General features: G+C 62.1%; 31 protein-coding genes. 19 read left to right on the top strand and 12 right to left on the bottom strand.

Annotated features, from left to right (window positions below):
• Positions 1-154 precede the first annotated feature (154 nt).
• A complete protein-coding gene (locus B5V02_RS33255; RefSeq protein ID WP_111548255.1) occupies positions 155-547 on the top strand; it encodes a rhodanese-like domain-containing protein in 393 nt (130 codons plus the stop codon).
• Positions 548-560: 13 nt separating this feature from the next.
• Here the strand turns inward: B5V02_RS33255 and B5V02_RS33260 are convergent, their stop codons facing one another.
• Positions 561-1472 (bottom strand): alpha/beta hydrolase, encoded by a 912-nt coding sequence (locus B5V02_RS33260; protein WP_111548211.1) that lies wholly within the window; start codon positions 1470-1472, stop codon positions 561-563.
• A 47-nt stretch (positions 1473-1519) separates the two neighbouring features.
• Between B5V02_RS33260 and B5V02_RS33265 the strand changes: the two genes are divergently transcribed.
• Positions 1520-1972, top strand: a complete 453-nt coding sequence (locus B5V02_RS33265) for a MarR family winged helix-turn-helix transcriptional regulator (RefSeq protein WP_111548212.1) — start codon at positions 1520-1522, stop codon at positions 1970-1972.
• Positions 1973-1992: 20 nt separating this feature from the next.
• Here the strand turns inward: B5V02_RS33265 and B5V02_RS33270 are convergent, their stop codons facing one another.
• Together B5V02_RS33270 and B5V02_RS33275 are read right to left on the bottom strand one after the other, a co-directional pair.
• Positions 1993-2604 (bottom strand): pyridoxamine 5'-phosphate oxidase family protein, encoded by a 612-nt coding sequence (locus tag B5V02_RS33270; RefSeq protein WP_111548213.1) that lies wholly within the window; start codon positions 2602-2604, stop codon positions 1993-1995.
• Between the two features lie 72 nt (positions 2605-2676).
• A complete protein-coding gene (locus B5V02_RS33275) occupies positions 2677-3030 on the bottom strand; it encodes a gamma-butyrobetaine hydroxylase family protein (RefSeq protein ID WP_095091538.1) in 354 nt (117 codons plus the stop codon).
• Between the two features lie 200 nt (positions 3031-3230).
• On the opposite strand from B5V02_RS33275, the gene moaA reads away from it, so the two are divergent.
• The 13 genes from moaA to B5V02_RS33340 all read left to right on the top strand — a co-directional run bounded on the left by moaA (position 3231) and on the right by B5V02_RS33340 (position 12910).
• On the top strand, positions 3231-4226 hold the full coding sequence (moaA, locus tag B5V02_RS33280; protein ID WP_111548214.1) for a GTP 3',8-cyclase MoaA: 996 nt from the start codon (positions 3231-3233) through the stop codon (positions 4224-4226).
• A gap of 56 nt (positions 4227-4282) precedes the next feature.
• Positions 4283-4756, top strand: a complete 474-nt coding sequence (locus B5V02_RS33285; RefSeq protein ID WP_111548215.1) for a hypothetical protein — start codon at positions 4283-4285, stop codon at positions 4754-4756.
• Positions 4757-4871: 115 nt separating this feature from the next.
• Positions 4872-5231, top strand: a complete 360-nt coding sequence (locus tag B5V02_RS33290) for a hypothetical protein (protein ID WP_111548216.1) — start codon at positions 4872-4874, stop codon at positions 5229-5231.
• 121 nt (positions 5232-5352) lie between these two features.
• Positions 5353-6273 (top strand): DMT family transporter, encoded by a 921-nt coding sequence (locus B5V02_RS33295; protein WP_111548256.1) that lies wholly within the window; start codon positions 5353-5355, stop codon positions 6271-6273.
• Positions 6274-6317: 44 nt separating this feature from the next.
• Complete coding sequence (gene mobA, locus B5V02_RS33300) at positions 6318-6950, top strand: molybdenum cofactor guanylyltransferase MobA (protein WP_111548217.1); 633 nt, start codon at positions 6318-6320, stop codon at positions 6948-6950.
• Entirely contained in the window at positions 6947-7456 is a 510-nt protein-coding gene (gene mobB, locus B5V02_RS33305) for a molybdopterin-guanine dinucleotide biosynthesis protein B (protein ID WP_111548218.1), read from the top strand. Before mobA ends, mobB begins: the two co-directional genes overlap by 4 nt.
• 157 nt (positions 7457-7613) lie before the next feature.
• Positions 7614-8399: an ABC transporter substrate-binding protein gene (locus B5V02_RS33310; RefSeq protein ID WP_111548219.1), complete on the top strand. Its 786-nt coding sequence runs from the start codon at positions 7614-7616 to the stop codon at positions 8397-8399.
• Positions 8400-8474: 75 nt separating this feature from the next.
• Entirely contained in the window at positions 8475-9194 is a 720-nt protein-coding gene (locus B5V02_RS33315; protein ID WP_111548220.1) for an ABC transporter permease, read from the top strand.
• The gene (locus tag B5V02_RS33320) at positions 9191-10060 is read left to right on the top strand and encodes an ABC transporter permease (protein ID WP_111548221.1); all 870 of its coding nucleotides are present in this window, start codon (positions 9191-9193) and stop codon (positions 10058-10060) included. The genes B5V02_RS33315 and B5V02_RS33320 overlap by 4 nt, the downstream gene beginning before the upstream one ends.
• A gap of 110 nt (positions 10061-10170) precedes the next feature.
• Positions 10171-11040, top strand: a complete 870-nt coding sequence (locus B5V02_RS33325; RefSeq protein ID WP_111548222.1) for an NAD(P)-dependent oxidoreductase — start codon at positions 10171-10173, stop codon at positions 11038-11040.
• An 8-nt stretch (positions 11041-11048) separates the two neighbouring features.
• Positions 11049-11753, top strand: a complete 705-nt coding sequence (locus B5V02_RS33330) for a DNA alkylation repair protein (protein WP_111548223.1) — start codon at positions 11049-11051, stop codon at positions 11751-11753.
• Entirely contained in the window at positions 11713-12294 is a 582-nt protein-coding gene (locus tag B5V02_RS33335; protein WP_111548224.1) for a GNAT family N-acetyltransferase, read from the top strand. The genes B5V02_RS33330 and B5V02_RS33335 overlap by 41 nt, the downstream gene beginning before the upstream one ends.
• 46 nt (positions 12295-12340) lie before the next feature.
• On the top strand, positions 12341-12910 hold the full coding sequence (locus tag B5V02_RS33340) for a DUF3299 domain-containing protein (RefSeq protein WP_111548225.1): 570 nt from the start codon (positions 12341-12343) through the stop codon (positions 12908-12910).
• A gap of 14 nt (positions 12911-12924) precedes the next feature.
• Here the strand turns inward: B5V02_RS33340 and B5V02_RS33345 are convergent, their stop codons facing one another.
• From B5V02_RS33345 to B5V02_RS33360, 4 genes are all read right to left on the bottom strand, one after another.
• The gene (locus tag B5V02_RS33345; RefSeq protein ID WP_006205209.1) at positions 12925-13416 is read right to left on the bottom strand and encodes an Lrp/AsnC family transcriptional regulator; all 492 of its coding nucleotides are present in this window, start codon (positions 13414-13416) and stop codon (positions 12925-12927) included.
• Positions 13417-13525: 109 nt separating this feature from the next.
• The gene (locus B5V02_RS33350; RefSeq protein WP_111548226.1) at positions 13526-14251 is read right to left on the bottom strand and encodes a uracil-DNA glycosylase family protein; all 726 of its coding nucleotides are present in this window, start codon (positions 14249-14251) and stop codon (positions 13526-13528) included.
• Complete coding sequence (locus tag B5V02_RS33355; protein WP_111548227.1) at positions 14191-14802, bottom strand: glutathione S-transferase; 612 nt, start codon at positions 14800-14802, stop codon at positions 14191-14193. Before B5V02_RS33355 ends, B5V02_RS33350 begins: the two co-directional genes overlap by 61 nt.
• A 51-nt stretch (positions 14803-14853) precedes the next feature.
• Complete coding sequence (locus tag B5V02_RS33360; protein ID WP_111548228.1) at positions 14854-15474, bottom strand: thermonuclease family protein; 621 nt, start codon at positions 15472-15474, stop codon at positions 14854-14856.
• Positions 15475-15548: 74 nt separating this feature from the next.
• Between B5V02_RS33360 and B5V02_RS33365 the strand changes: the two genes are divergently transcribed.
• Complete coding sequence (locus tag B5V02_RS33365; protein ID WP_111548229.1) at positions 15549-17069, top strand: sensor histidine kinase; 1521 nt, start codon at positions 15549-15551, stop codon at positions 17067-17069.
• 32 nt (positions 17070-17101) lie between these two features.
• Here B5V02_RS33365 and B5V02_RS33370 read toward each other — a convergent pair whose 3' ends face one another.
• Positions 17102-18097 (bottom strand): nicotinate-nucleotide--dimethylbenzimidazole phosphoribosyltransferase, encoded by a 996-nt coding sequence (locus B5V02_RS33370; protein WP_111548257.1) that lies wholly within the window; start codon positions 18095-18097, stop codon positions 17102-17104.
• Between the two features lie 199 nt (positions 18098-18296).
• On the opposite strand from B5V02_RS33370, the gene B5V02_RS33375 reads away from it, so the two are divergent.
• Positions 18297-18530: a DUF1289 domain-containing protein gene (locus tag B5V02_RS33375; RefSeq protein ID WP_167458774.1), complete on the top strand. Its 234-nt coding sequence runs from the start codon at positions 18297-18299 to the stop codon at positions 18528-18530.
• A 13-nt stretch (positions 18531-18543) separates the two neighbouring features.
• Positions 18544-19248 (top strand): TIGR02281 family clan AA aspartic protease, encoded by a 705-nt coding sequence (locus tag B5V02_RS33380; RefSeq protein ID WP_111548231.1) that lies wholly within the window; start codon positions 18544-18546, stop codon positions 19246-19248.
• Positions 19249-19264: 16 nt separating this feature from the next.
• On the opposite strand, the gene dusA is transcribed toward B5V02_RS33380, so the two are convergent.
• A complete protein-coding gene (gene dusA / locus B5V02_RS33385) occupies positions 19265-20260 on the bottom strand; it encodes a tRNA dihydrouridine(20/20a) synthase DusA (protein ID WP_111548232.1) in 996 nt (331 codons plus the stop codon).
• Between the two features lie 330 nt (positions 20261-20590).
• A complete protein-coding gene (locus B5V02_RS33390) occupies positions 20591-21484 on the bottom strand; it encodes a transcriptional regulator GcvA (protein ID WP_245446350.1) in 894 nt (297 codons plus the stop codon).
• Between the two features lie 218 nt (positions 21485-21702).
• Here B5V02_RS33390 and B5V02_RS42850 point away from each other — a divergent pair, with 218 nt between their 5' ends.
• Positions 21703-21843, top strand: a complete 141-nt coding sequence (locus tag B5V02_RS42850; RefSeq protein ID WP_425374445.1) for a DUF1127 domain-containing protein — start codon at positions 21703-21705, stop codon at positions 21841-21843.
• A 58-nt stretch (positions 21844-21901) separates the two neighbouring features.
• Here B5V02_RS42850 and B5V02_RS33400 read toward each other — a convergent pair whose 3' ends face one another.
• On the bottom strand, positions 21902-22615 hold the full coding sequence (locus tag B5V02_RS33400; RefSeq protein ID WP_111548235.1) for a HoxN/HupN/NixA family nickel/cobalt transporter: 714 nt from the start codon (positions 22613-22615) through the stop codon (positions 21902-21904).
• A gap of 16 nt (positions 22616-22631) precedes the next feature.
• Positions 22632-23276, bottom strand: coding sequence for a DUF1007 family protein (locus tag B5V02_RS33405; RefSeq protein ID WP_111548236.1), 645 nt, complete (start codon positions 23274-23276; stop codon positions 22632-22634).
• Positions 23277-23316 lie beyond the last annotated feature (40 nt).

The raw sequence follows: 23316 nt of genomic DNA on the forward strand, positions 1-23316 counted from the left end.
TTGTGCTGCAAATCTAAGCAGGTTCCGCAAAAGTGTCCCACGGTTTTGCGATCAGAACCTGCGAAAAACAAGGGAATCTAAGCAGACTTCGTGGGGCATCCCACGAATGTCTGCTTAGACAGCCAGCCAAATGCGCGGTCGGGAGGACAAGCCTGTGAAAAAGGGGTATCGCGAACTGCTGGATGAGGCGAACGCCGAGATCGAGGTGGTGTCGCCGGAGGAAGCGGCCGGGCTGCTTGACGATGAAGACACCATCTTCGTCGACCTGCGCGATCCGCGCGAGGTCGAACGCGACGGCAGGGTTCCCGGCGCCAAGCATGTCACCCGCGGCATGCTGGAATTCTGGATCGACCCCGAAAGCCCCTATCACAAGCCGTTCTTCGCTTCGGGAAAGAGCTTCGTCTTCTTCTGCGCCGGCGGCTGGCGTTCGGCGCTGGCCACCAAGACGGCACAGGATATGGGCCTGTCGCCGGTCAAGCACATCCTTGGCGGCTACACCGCCTGGAAGGCCGCCGGATTGCCGGTCGATCCGGGCGAGAAGAAATAGCTTCGATCGCCGCTCAATGCAGCAGCGACGGCTCCCGATGCTCCGCCACAAAGCCGACCGCGCGTCCGACCACGCCCTTGTCTGCCAGAATGCGGCGGTGACCGAGCCCATCGGCCCAGTAAACCCGCACATGGCCGCCGGCGCCGGCATAGCGTGTTGCATGATCGGCCGGAACTTCACGGTCGTCCGGTGCGTGGATGACCAAGGTCGGCACCGGCGCATGGGCGAGCTGGCGGTCGCCGGTGAATTCATGCAGCGGCCGGCCGGAAAGATGTTCGACACGGTCCGCCATGGCGGCCTGCGAGCGCGGGCCGACATTGAGCATGCGGCTGAAGTCGGCGAAGATCGCCGGCAGGGAACTGGGCGCTGCGATCAGCACCAGGCGTCCGGCCACCAGCGGCGGGATGTTCTTGACCGAACCGGCAATGGCATTGGCGGCGACGGCGCCACCGAAGGAATGGCCGACCGCCGCCACGAACGGGCCGAACCATTCGCCGGCAACCCGCATTGCATCCACGGCGTTGACCATGTTCAGCCGTCGGCCCTGCGACTGGCCGTGGCCCGGCAGGTCAAGCGAAACCACCCTGTAGCCGGCGGCGCGATAGCCTTCGATCAGCGCACGCATATATTCGGTGCGCGAACGCCAGCCATGGACGACAAGCACCGTGCCGGCGGCCGTCCTGCCCGGCTCCGGACGGAATTCGTGCACCATGACGCAGCCGGTCGCCGTCTTCAGCCGGTGATGGCGCGCCTCGGTCATGAACTCGGCCGCGCGGTCGACGGCGCGGCGCTCGCCATCGCTGAGTGCCTTCACGTTCGGCGTACGGCAGAACAGTTCGAAAGCCGCGCGCCCGGTCAGGCGCGGGGCAATACGTTCGGCCGCACCAAACACGCCCCGGATGACCTTCAGCCCGATTGATGCCATAGTGAGAATCCATCCATACGTTCAAGCATGAACATAATAGTTCAAAGATGAACAATAAACAAGAGTTACCTTGGGACAACCCACGTTTTCGCAACTGGGTCGCGGTGGCGCGCGCCTGCCATGTGCTTGAGCGCACGCTGGCGACAAAACTCGCGCCGCTCGACCTGAAGCCGGCGCAGCTCGACGTGCTGATGAACCTCTATCGCCACCCCGGCATGTCGCAGCACGACCTTGCCCGCAAGCTGCTCGTCGGCCGCTCCAACATCACCATGCTCTTGCCGCAGCTGGAGGCGCGTGGCCTGCTGCGCCGCGAAGGCGACGAGAAGGACAAGCGCATCCTGCGGCTTGCCCTGACCGAGGCCGGCGGGGCGCTGCTGATGCAGGCGCTGAAAGTGCATATGGCGTTGATCGAGAAGGCGATGAGCCAGTCGACACCGGAACAGTGCGACATGATCGGCGAGCAGATGCGCAAGATTTATGATGTGCTGAAAGACGCCTAGCCGCCCTTTCAGCCCTGAGCTTACCACATCGTCTTCTTCGCCCGCTCCGGCCATTCCTTGTCGTAGGTTTCGCCGTCGATGTTCTTGCGGCTGGTGACTTCCAGAATCTGTCCGGGCGTCGGCAGCGACTTGGGGTCGACATGCCTCGCCGGGTTCCAGAGCTCGGAGCGGACAATGGCGCGGGCGCATTGGAAATAGACCGAATCGACATCGACGACGGTAACCGAGCGCGCCGCCTTGCCGTCCACGCTGAATGACGCGCACAGCGTTGTATCCGTCGTGATATGGGCGCGGCCGTTGATGCGCAGCGTCGTGCCGGAACCCGGCACGAGAAACAAAAGACCGACGCGCGGATCGCGGATGATGTTCCTGAGCGAGTCGGCGCGGTTGTTGCCGCGACGGTCCGGCATCATCAGCGTTTTCGGATCGACGATGCGCACGAAGCCGGCGAGATCGCCGCGCGGCGAACAGTCCAGCCCCTCCGGTCCACTGGTTGCCAGCGCGACGAACGGCGAGGCCTCGATGAAGGCGGCGTATTCCGGAATGACGTGGTCGAGTTCCTTGACCAGTGAGGCTTCGCCCGGAACGCCATAGAGCGCCTCGAGCTGCTCGACCATGGTGATGACGGACATTGTCTTCGTCTCCAAACCTTTGCCGGCGCTACCCCACTTCGATGACGTTTTGACGACAGCGACGGGATCAATCTAGCGGTCCCGGCTCAAGCCTTTTTCCGCAAGCTCGGCGAGATAGGCATTCCAGCGCTCGTCCTTCTCGTGGCCGAGCGTGTGCAGGTAATTCCAGGTGAAGATGCCGGTATCGTGGAAATCATCGAAGGTGATGCGCACTGCGTAGTTGCCGACCGGCTCGATCTTCAGGATCGCCACATTGCGCTTGCCGGGAACCGTCACCCGCTGGTCCGGCGAATGGCCCTGCACTTCGGCCGATGGCGAAGCGACACGCAACAGCTCCGCCGGCAGTTCGAACGGCCGATGATCTGGAAAGGTGACGGACAGCAGTTTGCGGTCCTTCGAGACGCGGAGTTCCCTGGGTGCGGTCATGGTGTTCGATCCCGTAGCAATCCACCCTTCCCTACGCTGCTTCGCCAGAAGGGAAAAGGCCATTTGAGGTGAGCCGACATGCGATGTCGGCCAGGGAATGTTACCAAAGATCGAGACGCGGTATCTTGAATGGCCGGCCGGATCGTATCACATAGCGGTATATAACGATGCCGCTCACGGCCACGGGAATTGCTTGCAGCATGAACATGATCGATCCTTTTGGTCGCACGATCAGCTATCTCAGAGTGTCGGTCACAGACCGCTGCGATTTCCGTTGCACCTATTGCATGGCCGAGGACATGGCCTTCCTGCCGAAGAAGGACCTGCTGTCGCTGGAAGAACTCGACCGGCTGTGCACGGTCTTCATCGAAAAAGGCGTCAGGAAATTGCGCCTCACCGGCGGCGAGCCGCTGGTTCGCAAGAACATCATGCACCTCGTGCGCCAGCTGTCGCGGCATCTCGACAGCGGCGCGCTGGAAGAATTGACGCTGACCACCAACGGCTCGCAGCTGTCGCGCTTCGCCGCCGAGCTTGCCGATTGCGGGGTCAAGCGCATCAACGTCTCGCTCGACACGCTCGATGCCGACAAGTTCCACAAGATAACCCGCTGGGGCCATCTCGACAAGGTCATGCAAGGCATCGATGCCGCACAGGCTGCCGGGCTGAAGGTCAAGCTCAACGCTGTGGCATTGAGGGATTTCAACGACGTCGAACTGCCAGAGATGATGCGCTGGGCGCATGGCCGCGGCATGGACCTGACGGTCATCGAAACCATGCCGATGGGCGAGATCGAGGGCGACCGCACCGATCAATACCTGCCGCTGTCGCTGCTGCGCGCGTCGCTGGAACGCCAGTTCACGCTGACCGACATTCCCTTCAAGACCGGCGGCCCGGCTCGCTACGTGCATGTCGCCGAGACCGGCGGACGGCTCGGCTTCATCACGCCGATGACGCATAATTTCTGCGAAAGCTGCAACCGCGTCCGGCTGACCTGCACCGGCACGCTCTATATGTGCCTCGGCCAGGAGGACGCCGCCGACCTGCGCGCGCCCTTGCGTGCGTCCGAAGGCAATGAACTGGTCGCCGCGGCAATAGACGAAGCGATCGGCCGCAAGCCCAAAGGCCATGACTTCATCATCGACCGCCGCACCAGCCGCCCTTCCGTTTCGCGGCATATGAGCGTCACCGGCGGCTGATCTTTTCGCAAAATTCATGCAGGATCGCCTCCGGGTCATTGGCTTCGAGGCGAGATATGCTGAGTCGTTCCTCATTTCTGGCGGTTATCGCAACAATTGCAGCGACCAACGTCGTTGCCGCGCCATTCACCTATGTGAATGAACGCTTCGGCACAGTCTGCACCTTTCCCGACGACATCTTCACCGACCGCCAGCCTGAGCCGGACAATGGCGACGGCCAGCAATGGCTGAGTGCCGATGGCGCCAGCCTGATCTGCTCGGGCATCCTCAACATCGACGATGACACGCCCAAGGGTTTCGTGGCGGCCGAGAAAGCCAGTAGTGAACCTGGCTACAAGGTCACCTACAGCAAGGCCAGCAAGGACTGGGCGGTGCTGTCGGGCTTGAAGGATGGGAACATTTTCTACGAGCGACGCCTGTTCGGCCGGGATGGCGTCATCCGCACGGTCTGGATCGAATATCCGCCCGCCGCGAAATCGAAATACGATCCGCTTGTCGGCGCCATCGCCGGCAGCCTCAAGGCACGGTGAGCATTTCCGCCACACAACGACAATATTGCTGAGCGCAGGCGCCGGCCGGATTTACCGTTGGCTTGTTGCGCCCTAGCCTGCACATCGCGATTTTCGCTCCGTGGGGGATTAAGACATGCGCAAACTCGTTCTTGCTCTTTCATTGCTCGGCATCATGGCCTTGCCCGCCTCGGCCCAGTCGATCGGCGGCACCTATACCGTCGCCGGCACCAACTTCGACGGCTCGGCTTATGGCGGCGAAGCCACCATCACGCTGACCAGCGGGACGACCTGCACAATCCACTGGGAGACGGGCGGCTCATCTTCCGACGGCATCTGCATGCGCAACGATGACGCCTTCTCCGCCGGCTATGTCATGGACAAGGACATCGGCCTCGTCGTCTACAAGGTGATGGACGACGGTTCGCTGCACGGCCTGTGGACGATCGCCGGCAAGGAAGGCAACGGCACCGAGGTGCTTACACCGAAGAAATAAGGTCTGCCGCTGTTGCCGGCGATAGTCTGGGCCACGGACGATCCTGTGGCCCAGCCCTTTGCTGTTGCTGTTTCATGCCCGACTGCTACAGGTTTGCTGCAAAGCAAAGCCGGTAGTCATCTTGCCCCTCTCTCCAAATCTTCGCGGCGCGTTGTTCATGGTGGTGGCGATGGCCGGCTTCACCCTTAACGACGCCATCACCAAATACTCTTCGCAATCGATGAACATGGCACAAGTCATGCTGATCAGAGGAGCGTTTGCGACCCTGTTCGTCGCCTCGCTTGCCTGGCAGCGCGGTGCTCTGGTCCGGCTACGCTCGATGCTGGAGCCAATGGTGGCGCTGCGCGTCCTCGGCGAAGCCGGCGGCACGGTGACTTTCCTGATCGCGCTCGCCCATTTGCCGATCGCCAGTGTCTCGGCTGTCCTCCAGGCGCTGCCGCTCGCGGTGACGATGGGCGCGGCACTGGTCTTCAATGAGGGCGTTGGTTGGCGGCGCTGGCTGGCCATCGCCATCGGATTTGCCGGTGTGCTGGTCATCGTGCGGCCAGGTTTTGAGGGGTTCAGCGTCTACTCGCTGGTGGCGCTGGCCTGCGTTGCCTGTTGTGCGGTACGCGATCTCGCCACCAAGCGGATTCCCAAGGCCATTCCGACGCTGCTGGTGTCGACCGCCACCGCGCTTGCCATGACAATCCTGGGCGCCGCGCTGCTGTCGCCGATGGGTGGCTGGACGCCGATGACGGGGAACAGCACGGCCCTGCTGGCGCTGGCCGCTGTGCTGGTGCTCATCGGCTACCAGTTCATCATCATGGCGATGCGGGCGGGCGACATCTCCTTCATCGCGCCGTTCCGCTACACCGCCCTGATCTGGTCGATCCTGCTTGGCCTGTTCGTCTTCGCCGACATTCCCGATCTGCCGATGATCGTCGGCGCCACGATCATCATCGGCTCCGGCCTCTATGCGCTCTACCGTGAGCGGGTCGTCGGCCGGCGGAAGATCGTCGCCGAAAGCACCGGGCCAACCATGGTCCCGGATGGAATCTAGCAGGCTCTTGTGATTTCCGACGGCTGGCGTACAGGCTCGATGGCATGAAGCGAGATGTTGCGGGGATCATTCTGGCCGGCGGCCAGTCAAGACGAATGGGCGGTGGCGACAAAAGCCTGTTGCCGCTTGGCGGCGGTTGTGTGCTTGACCAGGTCGTGTCGCGCTTTGGCCCACAGATCGACCGTCTGGCGCTCAGCGCCAACGGCGATCCGTCGCGGTTCTCCCGCTTTGGACTGCCGGTGCTTGCCGACACCGTCACGGGCTTTGCCGGACCGCTTGCCGGAATCCTGACCGGCCTCGAATGGGCAGCCGCCAACACGGCTTGCACGGCGATCGTCACCGCTGCTGGCGACACGCCCTTCCTGCCGCTGGATCTTGTCGAACGGCTGGCGGCCGCCGCCGATCAACGTTCCGGTTCGATTGCCGTGGCTTGCTCGGCCGGCAAGCGGCACCCGACCTTCGCGCTGTGGCCGATGGACTGTCGCGGCGCCTTGCGGCACTTTCTGGTCGATGAGGATATCAGGCGGGTTTCGGCCTTCATCGACCGAGATGATTTTGTCGAGGTGGAATTTCCGGTTCCGCAATCCGCAGGCCAACCAGTCGACCCTTTCTTCAACATAAACGAGCCTGACGATCTTGTTCAGGCCGAACGTCTGTTGCAAAGCATGAAGCCATGAACAGACGCGTCTTCGGCATCACCGGCTGGAAGAATTCCGGCAAGACGACACTGACCGAAAAGCTGGTCACCGAACTTGTCCGGCGCGGCTGGAAGGTGTCGACGGTGAAACACGCCCATCATGACTTCGACATCGACAGGCCGGGCGCCGACAGCTTCCGCCACAGGCAGGCCGGCGCCACCGAAGTCGCGATCGTGTCCGGCAATCGTTGGGCGCTGATGCACGAACTGCGCGGTGAGGATGAGCCGACGCTGGAGGCGGTTCTGTCACGGCTCGCCCCTTGCGATCTGGTGCTGGTCGAAGGCTACAAGCGCGAAGCCCATCCCAAGATCGAAACCCGCCGGCTGGAGGCGAAGGACCGCACGCCGCTTTCGGCAGGTGATCCGAACATCGTCGCCGTCGCCGCCGATTTTGCGGCCGAACGCGAGCCCCTGCCGGTGTTCGATCTCAACGACGTCGAATCAATAGCCGACTTCATTGAGCGGGCCACCGGGCTTGTTGCTTGAGAGCTAACGCAGCGGCAGAATAGTCTTGCCCATTTTTGTGGTTTTGCAGTTGCTTTTTTCTTGGAAAGAGTGGGAGTATCGCGCCAGCGGGCGGTCAAAAGCACCGCCCCACAGAGCCGTTAGGAACGACGGCCGGGACCGTAAAGAGAGGACTATCATGCGTATTGCACTGCGTATCGCGCTTGCCGCATCGGCTGCGCTGCTGACGCTCGGCGTAGCCCAGGCCCAGGAAAAGACCCTGAGGATCGGCACCGAAGGCGCCTACCCACCCTTCAACAACCTCACCGCCGATGGCCAGCTCGTCGGTTTCGACATCGACATCGCCAAGGCGCTTTGTGACCAGATGAAGGTCAAGTGCACCTTCGTCGCCCAGGATTGGGACGGCATCATCCCCGCTCTCCAGGCCGGCAAGTTCGACGCCATCGTCGCCTCGATGTCGATCACGCCGGAGCGCAAGGAGAAGGTCGACTTCACCAACAAATATTACAACACGCCGTCGGCCCTGGCCGTGCCTAAAGACAGCACGCTGAAAGGCGTGACCAAGGCAGATCTCGCCGGCAAGACCATTGGTGTCGCCACCACGACCACGCATTTCAACTATGCCTCGAAGACTTACACCGACAGCACCATCAAGGGCTATCCGAGTAGCCCCGAGGAGCAGGCCGATCTTGCCAATGGTCGTCTCGACGCCATCGAGGACGATATTGTTGTGCTTCAGCAGTGGCTGGATTCGCCTGATGGCGCATGCTGCAAGATTCTCGGCCAGCCGTCGCCGCAACCGGTCGACATCTTCGGACCGGGCGCCGGCATTGCCGTACGCAAGGGCGAGACCGATCTCGTCAACAAGTTCAATGCGGCCATCGATGCTATTCGCGCCAACGGAAAGTACAAGGAAATCAACGACAAGTACTTCAAGTTCGACGTCTTCGGCGCCGAATCCTGATAATATGACAAAGGCGGCGGGGGTCTCCCGCCGCCTTCCGGTCTTCTGTGATCGCCGTGGAGACAAGACCAGTCAATGCCAGCCCAGAGCTTATGGACACTTCTCAGTTGGGGACCCGATGGCTGGCTTGATGATATCGCTTATGGCGCACTGGTCACCGTGGCGCTTGCGCTCGCTACACTGCCGATTGGGCTGACGATCGGTTTTTTCATAGCACTGGCCAAACAGTCCGAAGAACCTTCGCTGCGCCTTGCCGCCAACATCTACACCACGGTCTTCCGTGGCCTGCCGGAACTGGTGACGCTTTTCCTGTTTTTCTTCGGCATGCCAATTCTGCTGCAGCACCTCATCCGATATTTCCGGCCCGAAGCGACCATCGATGTCAACAGCTTCGTCGCCGGCATGATAGTGCTTGCGCTGATCTTCTCGTCCTATGCCAGCGAGGTTTTCCTGTCGGCCTTCCGCGCCATACCGAAAGGCCAGTATGAGGGTGGCTATGCCATCGGCCTTTCCAACTGGCTGACCATGCGCAAGGTGATCTTGCCGCAGCTGCTCCGCATCGCATTTCCCGGGCTCGAAAACTGCTGGCTTAGTCTGCTCAAGGACACGTCGCTCGTGTCGGTCGTCGGTCTCGCCGAGACGTTGCGCAATGCCGGTGTGGCGGCTCGCGTCACCAAGCACTCGTTCATGTTTTACAGTGTGGCGGCCCTGGTCTTTCTTGGCCTGGCAATCGTGTCGTCCTTCGCCACCAGCGCGATCCTGCGCTCACTCGGTCGGCGGGAGGCACAACGATGAGCGCCACCGCCACCATGGTCGAACGGCCACCGCCCCGGGCGCGGGGCTGGCCGCGTCCCCGCATCGCTGGCTATGCGCTCGTCTGCATGTGGATAGCCTTCGGGCTGGGCATCGTTGCCTATCTGGTTCTTGCCTGGAATCCCGCCTTCTTTGCCAAGTATGCGCCGGCCTATCTGAAAGGGCTTGGGGTCACCCTGTCGCTGGTCGCCATAGCGATGGTGATTGGTGCGATACTGTCGGTTCCCGTCGCTTACGGCCGCATGTCCAGCAACCGGATCCTGTCCGGCCTCGCCTATTGCTATGTCTACTTTTTCCGTGGCACGCCGCTGCTGGTACAGACTTTTCTCGTCTATTACGGCGTCGGCTCTTTCCGGCCGCAACTCAGCGAATTCGGTATCTACCTTCCGGTCTTCAGCGATGGGCTGACTCTCGCCCGATTCACACTTTGGGATTTTTTCAAGGACGCATTCAACTGCGGCGTCTTTGCCTTTGCGCTCAACACCGCCGCCTACCAGGCCGAAATCCTGCGCGGCGCCATCGAGAGCGTGCCCAGGGGCCAGTGGGAAGGTGCTGCTTCCCTTGGCCTGCACAAATTGCAGACGCTGCGCAAGATCATCCTGCCGCAGGCATTGATTGTCGCCTTGCGGCCTTATGGCAACGAACTCATCCTGATGATCAAGGCTTCGGCCATCGTCGCCATCATCACCGTCTACGACCTGATGGGCAACGCAAAGCTCGCCTTCGCCAACTCCTTCGACATTCAGGCGTATATCTGGGTCGCCGTCGTCTACCTCGTCATGGTCGAGATATTGCGCCATGGCGTTGAATGGATCGAGCGCCGGATCACCATCCACCTGAAACGCTGACTGATTCCATCTGCCTGCACCAGTCGATCAGCCCACAGGCGTCTTGACGAATTGAGCGTAGGGCCTAGAGCTTTCGCAGCAAATTCCGTTTCCGTCTGAAGGGCAAGCTCATGGCATCTGTGGCATTTCTCGGTCTTGGCGTGATGGGCTATCCAATGGCCGGGCACCTCAGGAACAAGGGGGGCCATGACGTCGCCGTCTACAACCGCACCAAGGCCAAGGCCGAGCAATGGGTTGGCCAGCATGGCGGCAGCCTGGCGCTGACACCGGCGGAAGCGGCCAAGGGCAAGGATTTCGTCTTCTCCTGCGTTGGCAATGATGACGATCTGCGTTCGGTGACGACAGGTCCCGAAGGTGCCTTCAAATCGATGAAGAAAGGTTCGGTCTTCATCGACAATACCACGGCCTCGGCCGAGGTCGCACGCGAACTGGCCGCGGCCGCGGAAGCGGGTGGCTTTTCGTTTCTCGATGCGCCGGTCTCCGGCGGCCAGGCCGGCGCCGAGAATGGCGTGCTGACCGTCATGGTCGGCGGCGAGCAGGAAGCTTTCGACAGGGCGAGGCCCGTTATCGATGCCTATGCCCGCATGGTCGGCTTGATGGGATCGGCAGGTGCTGGCCAGCTCACCAAGATGATCAACCAGATCACCATCGCCGGCCTCGTCCAGGGTCTGGCCGAAGGCATTCATTTCGGCAAGAGGGCCGGGCTCGACATCGAGAAGGTGATCAAGGTGATTTCCAAGGGTGCTGCCGGTTCCTGGCAGATGGAGAACCGGCACAAGACGATGAATGCCGGCAAATATGATTTCGGCTTCGCTGTCGACTGGATGCGCAAGGATCTCGGTATCTGCCTGACCGAGGCCGACCGCAACGGCGCCAAGCTGCCGGTGACCGCACTTGTCGATCAATTCTACAAGGATGTGCAGGCGATGGGCGGCAAGCGCTGGGATACGTCCTCGCTGCTGGCGCGCCTGGAAAAATAGGGGTCGCGATGGCCGAGCTTTCGCCCCAGTCCAGTGCCGACGAAATCGTCGCGCATCTGCGCTCGATCGGCTCGGAGGAAAATCGCCGTGGCATGCTGCGCTATGGCATCAAGATCGAACGTGCGCTCGGCATCCCGCACGGCGTGCAGCGGCAGATTGCTAGGAAAATCAAGCGCAACCATGAGCGCGCTTTCGCGCTGTGGCAGACAGGTATCATGGAGGCGCAGTTCATCGCTTCCGTCACGGCCGACCCGAAGCGGTTTTCTGCCGCGGACGCAAGGCAATGGGCGTCGAGTTTCGACTCCTGGGACATCGTCGATGGCGTCTCCGATCTCTTCGTCGACACCGACGCCTGGAAAGAACTGATCGGCGAGTTCGCGGCCGATGAACGGGAATTCGTTCGACGCACGGCCTTTGCCATGATGGCCTGGTCTGTCGTCCATCGGAAGAAAGAGCCGGAGGCGACCTTTCTCGCCTTCCTGCCGATCATCGAAGCGCATGCCACCGACGGCCGCAACTTCGTCAAGAAGGGCGTGAACTGGGCCCTTCGTTCGATCGGCAAACGATCGATGGAAATGCACGGTGCTGTCCTTGCTGTCGCCGAAAGGCTCGCGCAATCGACCGACAAGACGGCGCGCTGGATCGGCAAGGATGCTGTGAAGGAACTATCGGATGCCAGGACGCTCGAGCGCCTCGCCGCCAGGAAAAGCTGACGGACGTGAAATCCGCTTCACGGAAGTGACGCGCTCGACACGCGCCGATTTCGAAAACCTGTTCGAACAGCCGGGCGCACCGAAATATTGCTGGTGCATGGCCTGGCGCCATCTGCCCAGCCGCGAGCATGTCCACAACGACGAGAAAAAGCGGGCCATGATGGCGATTGTCGATGCCGGCACGCCGGTCGGCATCCTCGCCCATCTTGACGGCAAGACCGTCGGTTGGTGCTCGGTCGCGCCACGCCAGGCCTATCGCAGGCTTTCACGCCAACAGGACGACAGCGAGGCCGATATCTGGTCGATCGTTTGTTTTTACGTGCCAAGGGCCTTGCGCGGCGCCGGGTTGGCCGCCGCACTGCTAGACGCGGCCATCAACCACGCCTTCGCCGAAGGGGCCAGCACGATCGAGGCCTATCCGGTCGACCAGGCATCGCCGAGCTACAGCTTCATGGGTTTTCGCGACATGTTTGCGGCGCGCGGGTTCCACGAGATTGGCATGGCCGGTTCTCGCCGACATGTGATGCGGCTCGAGCGTTGACGTCATTGGTAGCGGCGTCTTTACTCCAGACCAAAGGAAGCGGCCAATGAACAACCATATCGGATCAACCATAGCGCTCGCAGCCGCGCTGTTTGTGTCCATTGCCACCGATGCCTCGGCCGAGACCGCACACATATTCTGGAAGGATCTGCGCCCGGCGACACAAACCGCCGCCGAAAACGTCGGGCTGCCGATGATCGCGGCCAAATTGCCCGACCATGGCGAGACGCTGTCTCTTGATCTGCAGGACAAGACCATTCAGCTGGCCGGCTATGCACTGCCGGTCGACCGCGACGGCGACCTTGTCTATCAGTTCCTGCTGGTGCCGTGGACCGGCGCCTGCAGCCACATGCCGACGCCGCCGCCCAACCAGATCGTGCTGGTCACGCCGGCTCGCCCCTACAAGATGTCGGAAGCCTACCAGCCGGTCTCGGTTACCGGTGCGCTGAAGCCGGATATGGAGAAAAGCCAGCTGTTCATTCTCGATGGCGTCAGCGTGATCCAGTCCGGTTACACCGTGCGCAAGGCCGATGTGGTGAGCGTCGACAGTGTGCCTGACACGATCACGCTGCCGGTGAACTCACCCTGGAGTTTCCTCAACAAGAAAAAGAACTGATCGGTCCCGTCAGCTCAAGCGGCGTTGGCGCCCGATTCCTTGTCCAGCACCATGTAATCGAGCGGGATTTCGGTCGTGTATTTGATCTGCTCCATGGCGAAGGACGACGACACGTCGCGAATCTCGATCTTGGCGATCAGCCGCTTGTAGAAGGCATCGTAGGCGGCGATGTCGGGCACCACGACGCGCAGGAGATAGTCGACATCGCCGCTCATGCGGTAGAACTCGACCACTTCGGGAAATTCCTGGATGACCTCGGAAAACCGCCGCAGCCATTCATGGCTGTGCGAATTGGTGCGGATCGACACGAAGACGGTGACCCGCACATTGACCTTTTCATGGTCGAGGATGGCGACGCGCCGCTTGATGACGCCCTCTTCCTCAAGCTTCTGGATGCGCCGCCAGCAAGGTGTCGTCGACAGCCCGACTTTCTTGGCAACGTCAGCGACCGCGAGTGTCGCGTCCTCCTGCAAAAGGCGGAGAATTTTTCTATCGAGGCGGTCCATCTTTTTCTCTCCGGGGGAATAGATTGGCTATATTCCGCCTTATCAGGACCTTTCACAAGAAAGAAATTCTGCCAATTGAGCAAAAAGCGAGTGATTTCTTGCTGAAAGGTCAATCGAGACGATAGCGGATTTCCGATCTCAGGAATGGCAGCAAATCCATTTCAAACCATGGATTCTTCTTCAGCCAGCCGCTGTTGCGCCACGACGGATGCGGCAGTGGCAGCACTTTGTGACCGCCGGGCGCATTCCAGATGGCTCGCCAGTCCATCACCGTTTCCGTCAGCGAGGGCCGGCGCGCCGCACCCATGTGCCAGGACTGCGCATAGATGCCGATCGTCAGCACCAGATCGATCCGTGGCATCAAGGCCATCAAGGGCGCGCGCCAGGCCGGCGCGCATTCGCGCCTTGGCGGCAAGTCGCCACCCTTGGCATCCTGGCCGGGAAAGCAAAAGCCCATCGGCACGATGGCGAATTTCTCGATGTCGTAGAATTCCTCGCTTGTCACCCCGAGCCAGCTGCGCAAGCGGTCGCCGGAGGCATCGGTGAACGGCATGCCTGTGATATGCACCTTGGTTCCCGGCGCCTGGCTGGCGATCAGGATGCGGGCGCTGGACGATGGTCGCAGCACCGGTCGCGGTTCGTGCGGCAATCGCTTGCCGATCGGATTTTCGACGCAGATGCGGCAAGCGCGAACCGTCGCGGCGAAGCTTTCGAGCGCATCCTCGTTGACCATGATCTCGTCCGAAAACCGGCTTCCATTTTTCGGGATCATGGCTAGGCAGCGGCGCTCGGTCGGCTGGAAACTGCCTGATGCCAGCGCAACACATTGGCGCATTCGTCCGGCACCTTGATGCGTGCCGGCTTCATGAAGTCGATGGCGATCAGGCCAGTGATGTCGGCAATCGAGTAGCTGTCACCGGCGATGAATTCCCGGTTGCCCAGCTCATCGTCCAGCAGCCTGAGGAATTCTACGGCCTTGGGCTTGTTGGCCTCGCCCCATTCGGGAATCTGCGGAATTTCCCATTCCTTCATCGCCGGATGGATGTGACGGAAGGCCTGGGCGACGCAACTGAGCAGGTTGAATTCCATCCGTCTCTGCCACATCTCGACTTGCGCCTTGCCGAGCGCGCCACGCCCGAACAGGGCCGGCTCGGGATGCAACTCCTCGAAATAGCGACAGATGGCAACGGATTCGGTGAGGATGGTGCCGTCGTCGAGTTCAAGCACCGGCAGGCGTTGCAAAGGGTTGCGCGAACTGACCGACTGCTTCCTGTGCTCCAGCGCGCCCATGTCGATAGGCACCAGCGGAACCGCGATGCCTTTCTCGGCCAGGAAAACGCGGACCCGCCTCGGGTTGGGTGCGCGGCCGCCATCGAACAACTTCATTCCCATCCTCCCGGTTTCCCAACAACTATAGGGTTCAGCCCCTTACGGGCTTCACCAGAACCGAAAAATCTCGCGCACGGCATCGCCGATCGACGCCAGCGTGCCGTGTTTTCTCTCAACGACTTCGCCGTGATGGCTGTCGCGCCAGTCCTGCGGCTGGTCGAACGTACCCGCCCAGATGCCAGCCTTTCCTGCGCGGGCGACGGCCTCCTCGCTCTTGAAGTCGCCAAAGGCAACCGCCCAGCCCGCCTCCACCTGCGCACGGTTGAGGTCCTTGCCGCCGGCGGTGCAGTCGCCAAGCAGCCGGCCGTAGCGATCACGCTGCCAGCCGGTACAGGAGACGGGTCTGCCGGCGATCAGCCGCACCAGCGACTGGCGCGCCAGCGTGCCGCAGGAATAGTCGGCGCCATTCCTGCGGCAGGTCTGCGTATACTCCGGGGCATCGATGCCGCGCATGCGGATGCGCTCGGCGCCAAGCGTGATCGAATCGCCATCGTTGACGATTGCCGCACCCTCGGTCTTGCGTGTCTCCACCCTGTCGAGACGGGCCGCCAGCAGGATCAGCAGCCCGAGAATGATGACGGTAAGCCCGTAATCCAGCAGCCGGCGCCACAGGCTTCGGGGTGGCGCAACGTATCGCCGGCGCGGCCCCGGGCCCCATGAACGTCTCATATGGCAAACGGTTGGTTAATCATTCGAACGTAGCTTAACACTTGGAAACCGCTGCTCGCATAAATTGAAGTTTCATGCCCTTGCAACGCTCGAACACAGCGGACAAGTTCATTGTGGACCGCCGGAAACCTCATCGCAACAGCGATGTCGCGCGCGCGGTGCGCAAGACGCGCGACCGTCTTTCGCAGCAGGCCGGCAATCCTGATTTCGATCGCGAACTGCTGAAGCTCCATGCCCGCGCGATGACCAGCGGCGCCATCGCCATCCCGCTGCTCGTCCTGGCGATCGCGGCAGCCGGCCGGTTCACCGGCGTCGGCAATGAAATCGGGCTCTGGGCACTGTTCACGCTCGCCTGCTACACCATCGTTACCTTCATGGCACGGCGCATTGAGCGTACTGAAGCTTCCGATCTCAACCCCTTGCGAACACAAAGAGAATTGCTGATCGGCCACTTCCTGTGCGGGCTCGGCTGGGGTTGGTTCGTCTGGCTTGGCTGCAGCACTTGCCAGGTCGACCAGTTCCATGTCGTCAAGGCGGTGGTGCTGCTGGTCGCCATGGCGGCGACCGCGGTGATGACCTCATCCTTGAGCGGCGCCTTGCTGGCGACCTTTGCCGTTCCGGTGGCGCTCTACGCCTATGCCGGCGTCAAGCTGTGGATGCCGGTCGGGGCGATCATGGCTGGGCTGCTGGTCGTGTCGCTGCCCTTCTTCGTCTATGTGGCTCGCCACCTCAACCGCGCGTCCCTGATGCTGCTGTCATTCCGCTCGGAAAAGGATGCGCTGGTCGCCGAACTGGAGACGGCGAAATCGATGTCGGACGAGGCACGGCGGCGGGCGGAAGACGCCAATCTCGCGAAATCGCGGTTCCTCGCTTCGATGAGTCACGAACTGCGCACGCCACTCAACGCCATTCTTGGCTTCTCCGAGGTGATGTCGAACGAAGTGCTCGGACCAATGAGCAATCCCACCTATCGCGACTATGCCCATGATGTGCACGAATCCGGCCAGCATCTGCTCGACCTCATCAACGAGATCCTCGACCTGTCGCGCATCGAGGCCGGCCGCTACCAGCTCAACGAGGAGCCGGTGATGCTGCTCAACATCGTCGAGGATTGCTGTCACATGATGGAATTGAGGGCGCGCAACAAGGATATCCGCGTCGTCCAGGATTTCGAGCATGAGTTGCTGCGCCTGTTCGCCGACGAGCGGGCAGTGCGGCAAATCACGCTCAACCTTCTGTCGAATGCTATCAAGTTCACCGCCACCGGCGGCGAAATCCGCGTTCGCGTCGGTTGGACGGCCGGTGGCGGACAGTACATTTCGATCAAGGACAATGGTCCCGGCATCCCCGAAGACGAAATCCCGGTGGTGCTGTCGGCCTTCGGCCAGGGCTCGATCGCCATCAAGAGCGCCGAGCAAGGCACCGGGCTCGGCCTGCCGATCGTGCAAGGGCTGCTGGCCATGCATGGCGGCGAGTTCGAACTCCATTCCAAACTGCGCGAAGGCACCGAGGCGATCGCCATCTTCCCGCTGAGCCGGGTGATGGAGGAATTGCCCGCGCTGCCGACCGCGGCGGTGGCGGCGCGGCGGCGGTAGCAGACGTCGCCCGGATACGGCGTGCCTGGCGCCTAACCCCGAACAGCCGCCGCCATGCCCGAACTGGTCAGCGCCGCCGCCTTGACCAGACCTGCGGCAAGAGCGGCCCCTGTCCCTTCGGCGTGGCTGATGCCCAGATCGAGCAACGGCTGAAGACCGAGGCGTTCGGCGGCGCGGGCGTGCGCGGGCTCTGGCGACAGGCTGGCAAGAAGGCAATGGTCGAGCGCTGCGGGGTTGGCGGCATGGAGCACCGCCGCAGCGGCCGTTGCCGCAGATCCGTCGAGCAGCACCGGAATCTTCTGCATCCGTGCGGCGAGGATGGCGCCGGCAATCGCCGCGAACTCACGGCCACCGACCCGGCGCAGCGCCTCAAACGGGTTGCCGAGATGGCCACCATGAAAGGCCATCGCCGCATCGACCACCTCCGCCTTGCGTGCCTGCATCGCCGCATCGGCGCCGGACCCCGGCCCGACCCAGTCGGCGCCCCTGCCCCCGAACAGCGCCGCAAACAAGGCAGCAGCAACGGTGGAGTTGCCGACGCCTAGATCGCCGAGGCAAAGCAGGTCGGTGCCGCCGGCGATCGCTTCCATGCCGAAGGCCATGGTGGCGGCGCAGCCGCGCTCGTCGAGAGCGGCATCCTCGGTGATGTCGGCGGTCGGGATGTGCAGGGCAAGATCGAAAACCTTCAGCCCGAGATCATTGGCGATGCAGATCTGGTTGATCGCAGCGCCACCGGCGGCACAAAGCTCGACCGCGTTGGCGGTCGCCGCCACCAGCCGTGGCGAAATGCCATGCCTGATAACGCCATGGTTGCCTGCAAAGACCGCCATCAGCGGTCTTGTCACCGCGGGTGGAGCACGGCCACTCCATGCGGCCAGCCAGGCGGCGATGTCCTCGATACGGCCAAGCGAATTGCTGGGCTTGTCGGCCTTGGCAAACAGCGTGCGCACACGGGCTTCGGCTGTTGTGTCGGCTGCTGGCAAATTGGCCAAGAGGTTGCGAAAATCATCGAAAGGCGCGCTGGTCATGTCGTCGGCGATCATTCCCTGGAGTTGGTGAGCGGCATAGCCGCCTTGCGCGGTTGGCACAACCTCTTGGATCATGCTCCTGCATTTGCCGCAAAGGTCGCCCAGAAGGGCGCAATCGCGAGGGCTTGCATTGGCTTTGCGGTTGCACCATGTGGAGATGGAACAAGGGATTCCGGATGGAAACCCTCAAGAGAAAGACGTGACGGCCATCGAATCCCCGTGCATCCTGGTCTGTTCGATCGACATGAAAACCGGCTTCTGCTTCGGTTGCGGCCGCACGCGCGAGGAAATCGGCGGCTGGATCGCAATGACGCCGGAAACACGCCGTAGTGTCATGGCTGAATTGCCTGCCCGGCTGGACACGGTCGAGCGTCGGCCGCGCCGGGAAACGCGCCGCACCCGCATGGCGCGCGAACGCGACGTGCTTTCGTGAGGCGAGCACACAGATGAACCGGCTGTTCTGGATACTGATTGCCATGATCGGGGTGGGAGCAGTCCTGCTCATGCTCAACGATTCCGGCGGCAGCACGCTCGGCGTCGAGAATTACGACTTTGGCCGGCTGATCTGGCTTGGCGCCTTCGGCGCCCTGATCGGCGCCGGCCTGCTTCGCTCGGGCAGGCCCTTGGGCGCCATGGCCCGCAACCTCGGCGCCTGGGCGGCCATCGCGCTCGCGCTGATCGCCGGCTACCAGTATCGTTACGAACTGCAGGATGTCGCCAGCCGGGTGACCGCGGGCCTCGTTCCCGGCAGCCCGCTGGCCCTGGGCGTCGAGGACGGCCACGCCACGGTGACGCTCGACAAGGCGGACAATGGCCATTTCGAAGCGCGCATCCTGGTCAACGGCAACCCGGTGCGGGCCGTGGTCGACACTGGCGCGACCAGCACGGTGCTGACCTCCGAGGACGCCCAGGCATCCGGATTCAATCCAGCGGCGCTCAACTACACCATACCGGTTTCGACCGCCAACGGCATGGCGCGCGCTGCGGCCGTGAAGACCGATCAGCTGGCGATCGGCGGCATCGTGCGCAGGGACATGCCGGTGATGATCGCGGCACCCGGCATGCTCAGCCAGAGCCTGCTCGGCATGAACTTCATCGGCTCGTTGTCGGGCTTCGATGTGCGCGGCGACCGCATGATCCTCAGGGATTGACCCCGACCCGAACGCCTCAGGCCGCTTCGGCCGCCGCTCCACCGAACTCGACGGCGGCGAAAGCCGTCTTCAGCACGTCCGGTCCGGCGCCGGGCCGGGTCGCGTCGGTGGACAGGATCTGGCGGTAACGGCGCGCGCCCGGCAAGCCATGGAACAGTCCGACCATATGGCGGGTGACATGGCCAAGTCGCCCGCCCTGCTCGATATGGTGGGCCGCGTAGTCTGCCATAGCATCGATCAGCGCGCCGAAATCGAACGCGTCGGACTTGACGCCGTAGAAGGCGGCGTCGACGCCTGCCAGAATGCCGGGCGTGTGGTAGGCGGCGCGGCCAAGCATGGCACCGTCGACATGGTCGAGATGCGTCCGCGCTTCTTCGATCGACTGAATCCCGCCATTGATGCCAATGAATTCGTTCTGTTTTCTGGCCTTCAGCCGATAGACGCGGCCATAGTCAAGCGGTGGGATGTCACGGTTTTCCTTGGGGCTCAGCCCTTCCAGCCACGCCTTGCGCGCATGCACCCAGAGCGCGTCGGCGCCGGCTTCGAAAACACCGTCCGCCAGCGCGTCGAGCGCCGGCTCCGGATCCTGCTCGTCGACGCCGATGCGGCATTTGACGGTGACGGGAATCGCCACCGCCGCTTTCATCGCGGCGACGCAGTCGGCGACGAGGTCTGGCACTTTCATCAGGCAGGCGCCGAAGGTGCCCGACTGGACGCGGTCGGACGGGCAGCCTACATTGAGGTTGATCTCGTCATAGCCAAAGGCCTCGCCGATGCGCGCCGCCTCGGCAAGCTTGCGTGGATCCGAGCCACCGAGTTGCAGCGCGACCGGATGTTCCCCCGCATCGAAGCCAAGCAGTCGCTCGCGGGCGCCCTGGATGACCGCATCGGCCACCACCATCTCAGTGTAGAGCAGCGCACGGCTCGTCAACTGGCGATGCAAGAACCGGCAGTGCCGGTCCGTCCAGTCCATCATAGGCGCAAGAGCAAGACGTCTCTCTATCTTATTCATTTCATTATCTTTTTTTCGTCTCAGTCCGTCCAATACCCGGTTGGAACGACTGAGCAATTTGGCCCTGACACACCCGCCCAAACGTAGCCCAATTTACGATTATTCCGCCGCAACGGAAGGCCACCCGGCTATATCTTAGTTCTCATTGCACACATAGTGCACACGAAAGCGGTTGGTCTAGGGCTACCCCGGAGTAGCCAGCGACGCTGCACAATGCTTGAAGCTAGATTGTCGACTGGGCCGGAATAGGAGACAAGGCACAGGCACAGGACCGCCCTCCCCGCCTTTGAATACCCCCTACGGGACATCGCGATCTGGAAGGCGCTGGACCTATGGACCGAGCGTGTCGAGGCGGCGCACATCATCGGCGGCCTCGGCCAACAGCCAGTCGCGGAATGTCGTGATTTTGGGGAGCATCGACGTCGCCTTGGGGCAGACGATCCAGTAGGTCTTGGACAATCGCAGAGCCGTGGCGAACGGTCTTACGAGGCGGCCGTTGATGAGGTCCCAAGCCGCAAGCGTGGTGCGGGCGAGTGCGACGCCCTGGCCGTCGATAGCGGCGTCTATGACCATGCTGGCGCGGTTCAAGACCGGTCCGTGGGAGAGTTCGGCATGGACCACGCCAGCGGCCTCGAGCCATTCCGACCAGTCCTTTCGGTCATCAAGATGCAGCAACGGAAATTTCAGCACATCGGACGGCTCGCGCATCCGCTGGTGAAGTTTGGGACTGCAGACCGCGAACAGTTGCTCGGAGCACAGGCGGACAACATCATGCCCCGCCCAGTTGCCATCGCCATGCCGCACGGCAAGATCGACGTCCTCTCTTGCGAAGTCGACGTGATGCATGGTTGCGGAAATCCTGAGATCGATGTCCGGATGCGTCTCTGCAAACCTGCCAAGGCGGTTTACCAACCACTTGGCGGCAAAGTCGGGCGACGTGCTGACCGTCAGCGCTCCGGCCCGAGATAGATGCTGGATGCGTTGCGTGCCGAGAGCGATACGGTCGAAGGCATCGCGCACGACCTCCAGATAGGAGAGGCCGGCCCGTGTGATGCTGAGCTTTTGACGTTCGCGATCGAACAGCCTGATGCCCAATTCGAGCTCGAGCGCCTTCACCTGATGGCTCACCGCGCCCTGCGTCACGGAAAGTTCGTCCGCCGCCCTGGTGAAGCTCTCGTGGCGCGCCGCCGCCTCGAAGGCTTTGAGGGCGTTGAGTGATGGCAATCGGCGGGCCAATTTCGCACCATGTCATGAGAAAAATTGGGCCAAGCACGAGAAACCATGCTTTGCGCCGGTGGGCAGATTGGAGCATTTCCGCACCACACGTCAACCAGAGCACTGCGGAAGGATGAGAAATGTTGAACCCCCTGCTGATTGAGACGCCGAGGCGTTCACCGCCAACGGCAAGTGCCCATCGCGTCATAGAAAATTTAGTGCGCTCGATGGCGTCGGTGGCGCGCTGGATCGAATTCCATCGCCAACGGGAACAACTGGCTGACCTCGAGAACCATCAACTGGCAGACTTGGGTCTGAGCCCTGCGCAGGTTCGGAAGGAATGTGCAAAGTGGCCGTGGCAGGCCTAATTCACGAATGGGGACGACATCTTACGAGCAGCGCACAATCAGTCGTGTCTTGGTCAAATCAGCGAAGCAAGATTTCGTGGATGGCAAGCGCGATCAGGGCAGCGCCAGCCAAGCCCTCGATGGAGCGGGTGATCGCTTCGAACAGGAGCGACCTACCTTCGACAAACCACACCAGGCGTTCGCGCAGTAGGATCGACAAAATTGCGACGGCGGATAGCGTGATCGCCACGCCAATCATCATCGTGCCGGCAAAGAGAAGGCCCGCCACCGGAACGCTCCGCGAAATCGCGAAAGTCATCACGAACAGCGTCAGCGGGCACGGGATCAGGCCGGCCATGAAGCCGACGGCCTCGCCCTCGTGCTTGTGATGATGCCCATGGCTGAGTGCCCGCCACAGCATCCACAGGCCGATCAACCCAAGCAGTCCGCGGCTGATGTCTTCCAGCAGCGGCGCACGACCGACGCTGCCCAAGGCGATCGAGACGAGCGGCAAGGACAGGGCGGCAATCACCACCGCGATGGTCACATGGGTGACGGAGAGCGTGATCGAGACCAGGAGGCCACGCGCCACCTTGGCATCCGAGCCGGCCAGATAGGTTGCCAGCACCGCCTTGCTGTGGCCGGGCGTCAGCGCGTGCGCGGCACCGAAGAGCGCACCCATCGGCAAGAATGCCATGAAACCCAGCCAGTCGCCGCCGGTGGACAGCAGTTTGATCTGCTCGGCAAGCGCCAGGTAGATCGTGCGCTGGAATTCGAGGAGGTGCAGGAACATCAGGCGGCCCGGCCCGTCAAGCGCATGTCAGTTCGAGGCGGGTCGCGAAAATCTTGCCGAGATCGGTTCCGGTCGGATCGCTGAAGAACGCATCTGTCAGGCTCTTCTGGTTCTGCGCGATCGCCGTGTCCGGATCGGGACGCACGACGGCGCGTGCGCAGCCTTGCGGAAGGCCCGCCACCGCAAGCTTGTCGTCGTCGGTGAAATCGATCGCCGTGTAGAAAGTCGGATCATAGACGCCGATGCTGACCTTGCCGGCGAGCGGCAGCATCTCTTTCGGCTGCGTCTCGAACTGGATGACGAGTTGATTGTTCTTGTACCTGATGACGAGCCTGGCCGGCGGCGTCATCACCACGTCCTTGCCATCCACCGTGACCATTTGGAAATAATTGTATTCGGCGAGCGAGGCATGGATGGTGAGAGCGGCGGCGTCGAGTTCCTTGGCATCGAGGGTGAGGTCGGAATTCTTGTCGAATTCCATCAGCACCGACGAGGAGAAGAGCTCGTCGAACCGCCAGAGATGCCTAAGCGACTTGACCGACCTGTCGGCGCCGACCGTCAGGTCCAGCCGCGCTTCGGCGAAGACATGAGGGTGGGCGCCCGCCGCAACGGTCGAAGCGAACAGGAGTGCCACGCCTGAAATCCCACATGTCAGCCGCATACGCGCCTACTTCCTTATCGTTCACGTCAGCCTGGACACC

Source organism: Mesorhizobium kowhaii, from assembly GCF_003253745.1.
GTDB lineage: Bacteria > Pseudomonadota > Alphaproteobacteria > Rhizobiales > Rhizobiaceae > Mesorhizobium > Mesorhizobium kowhaii.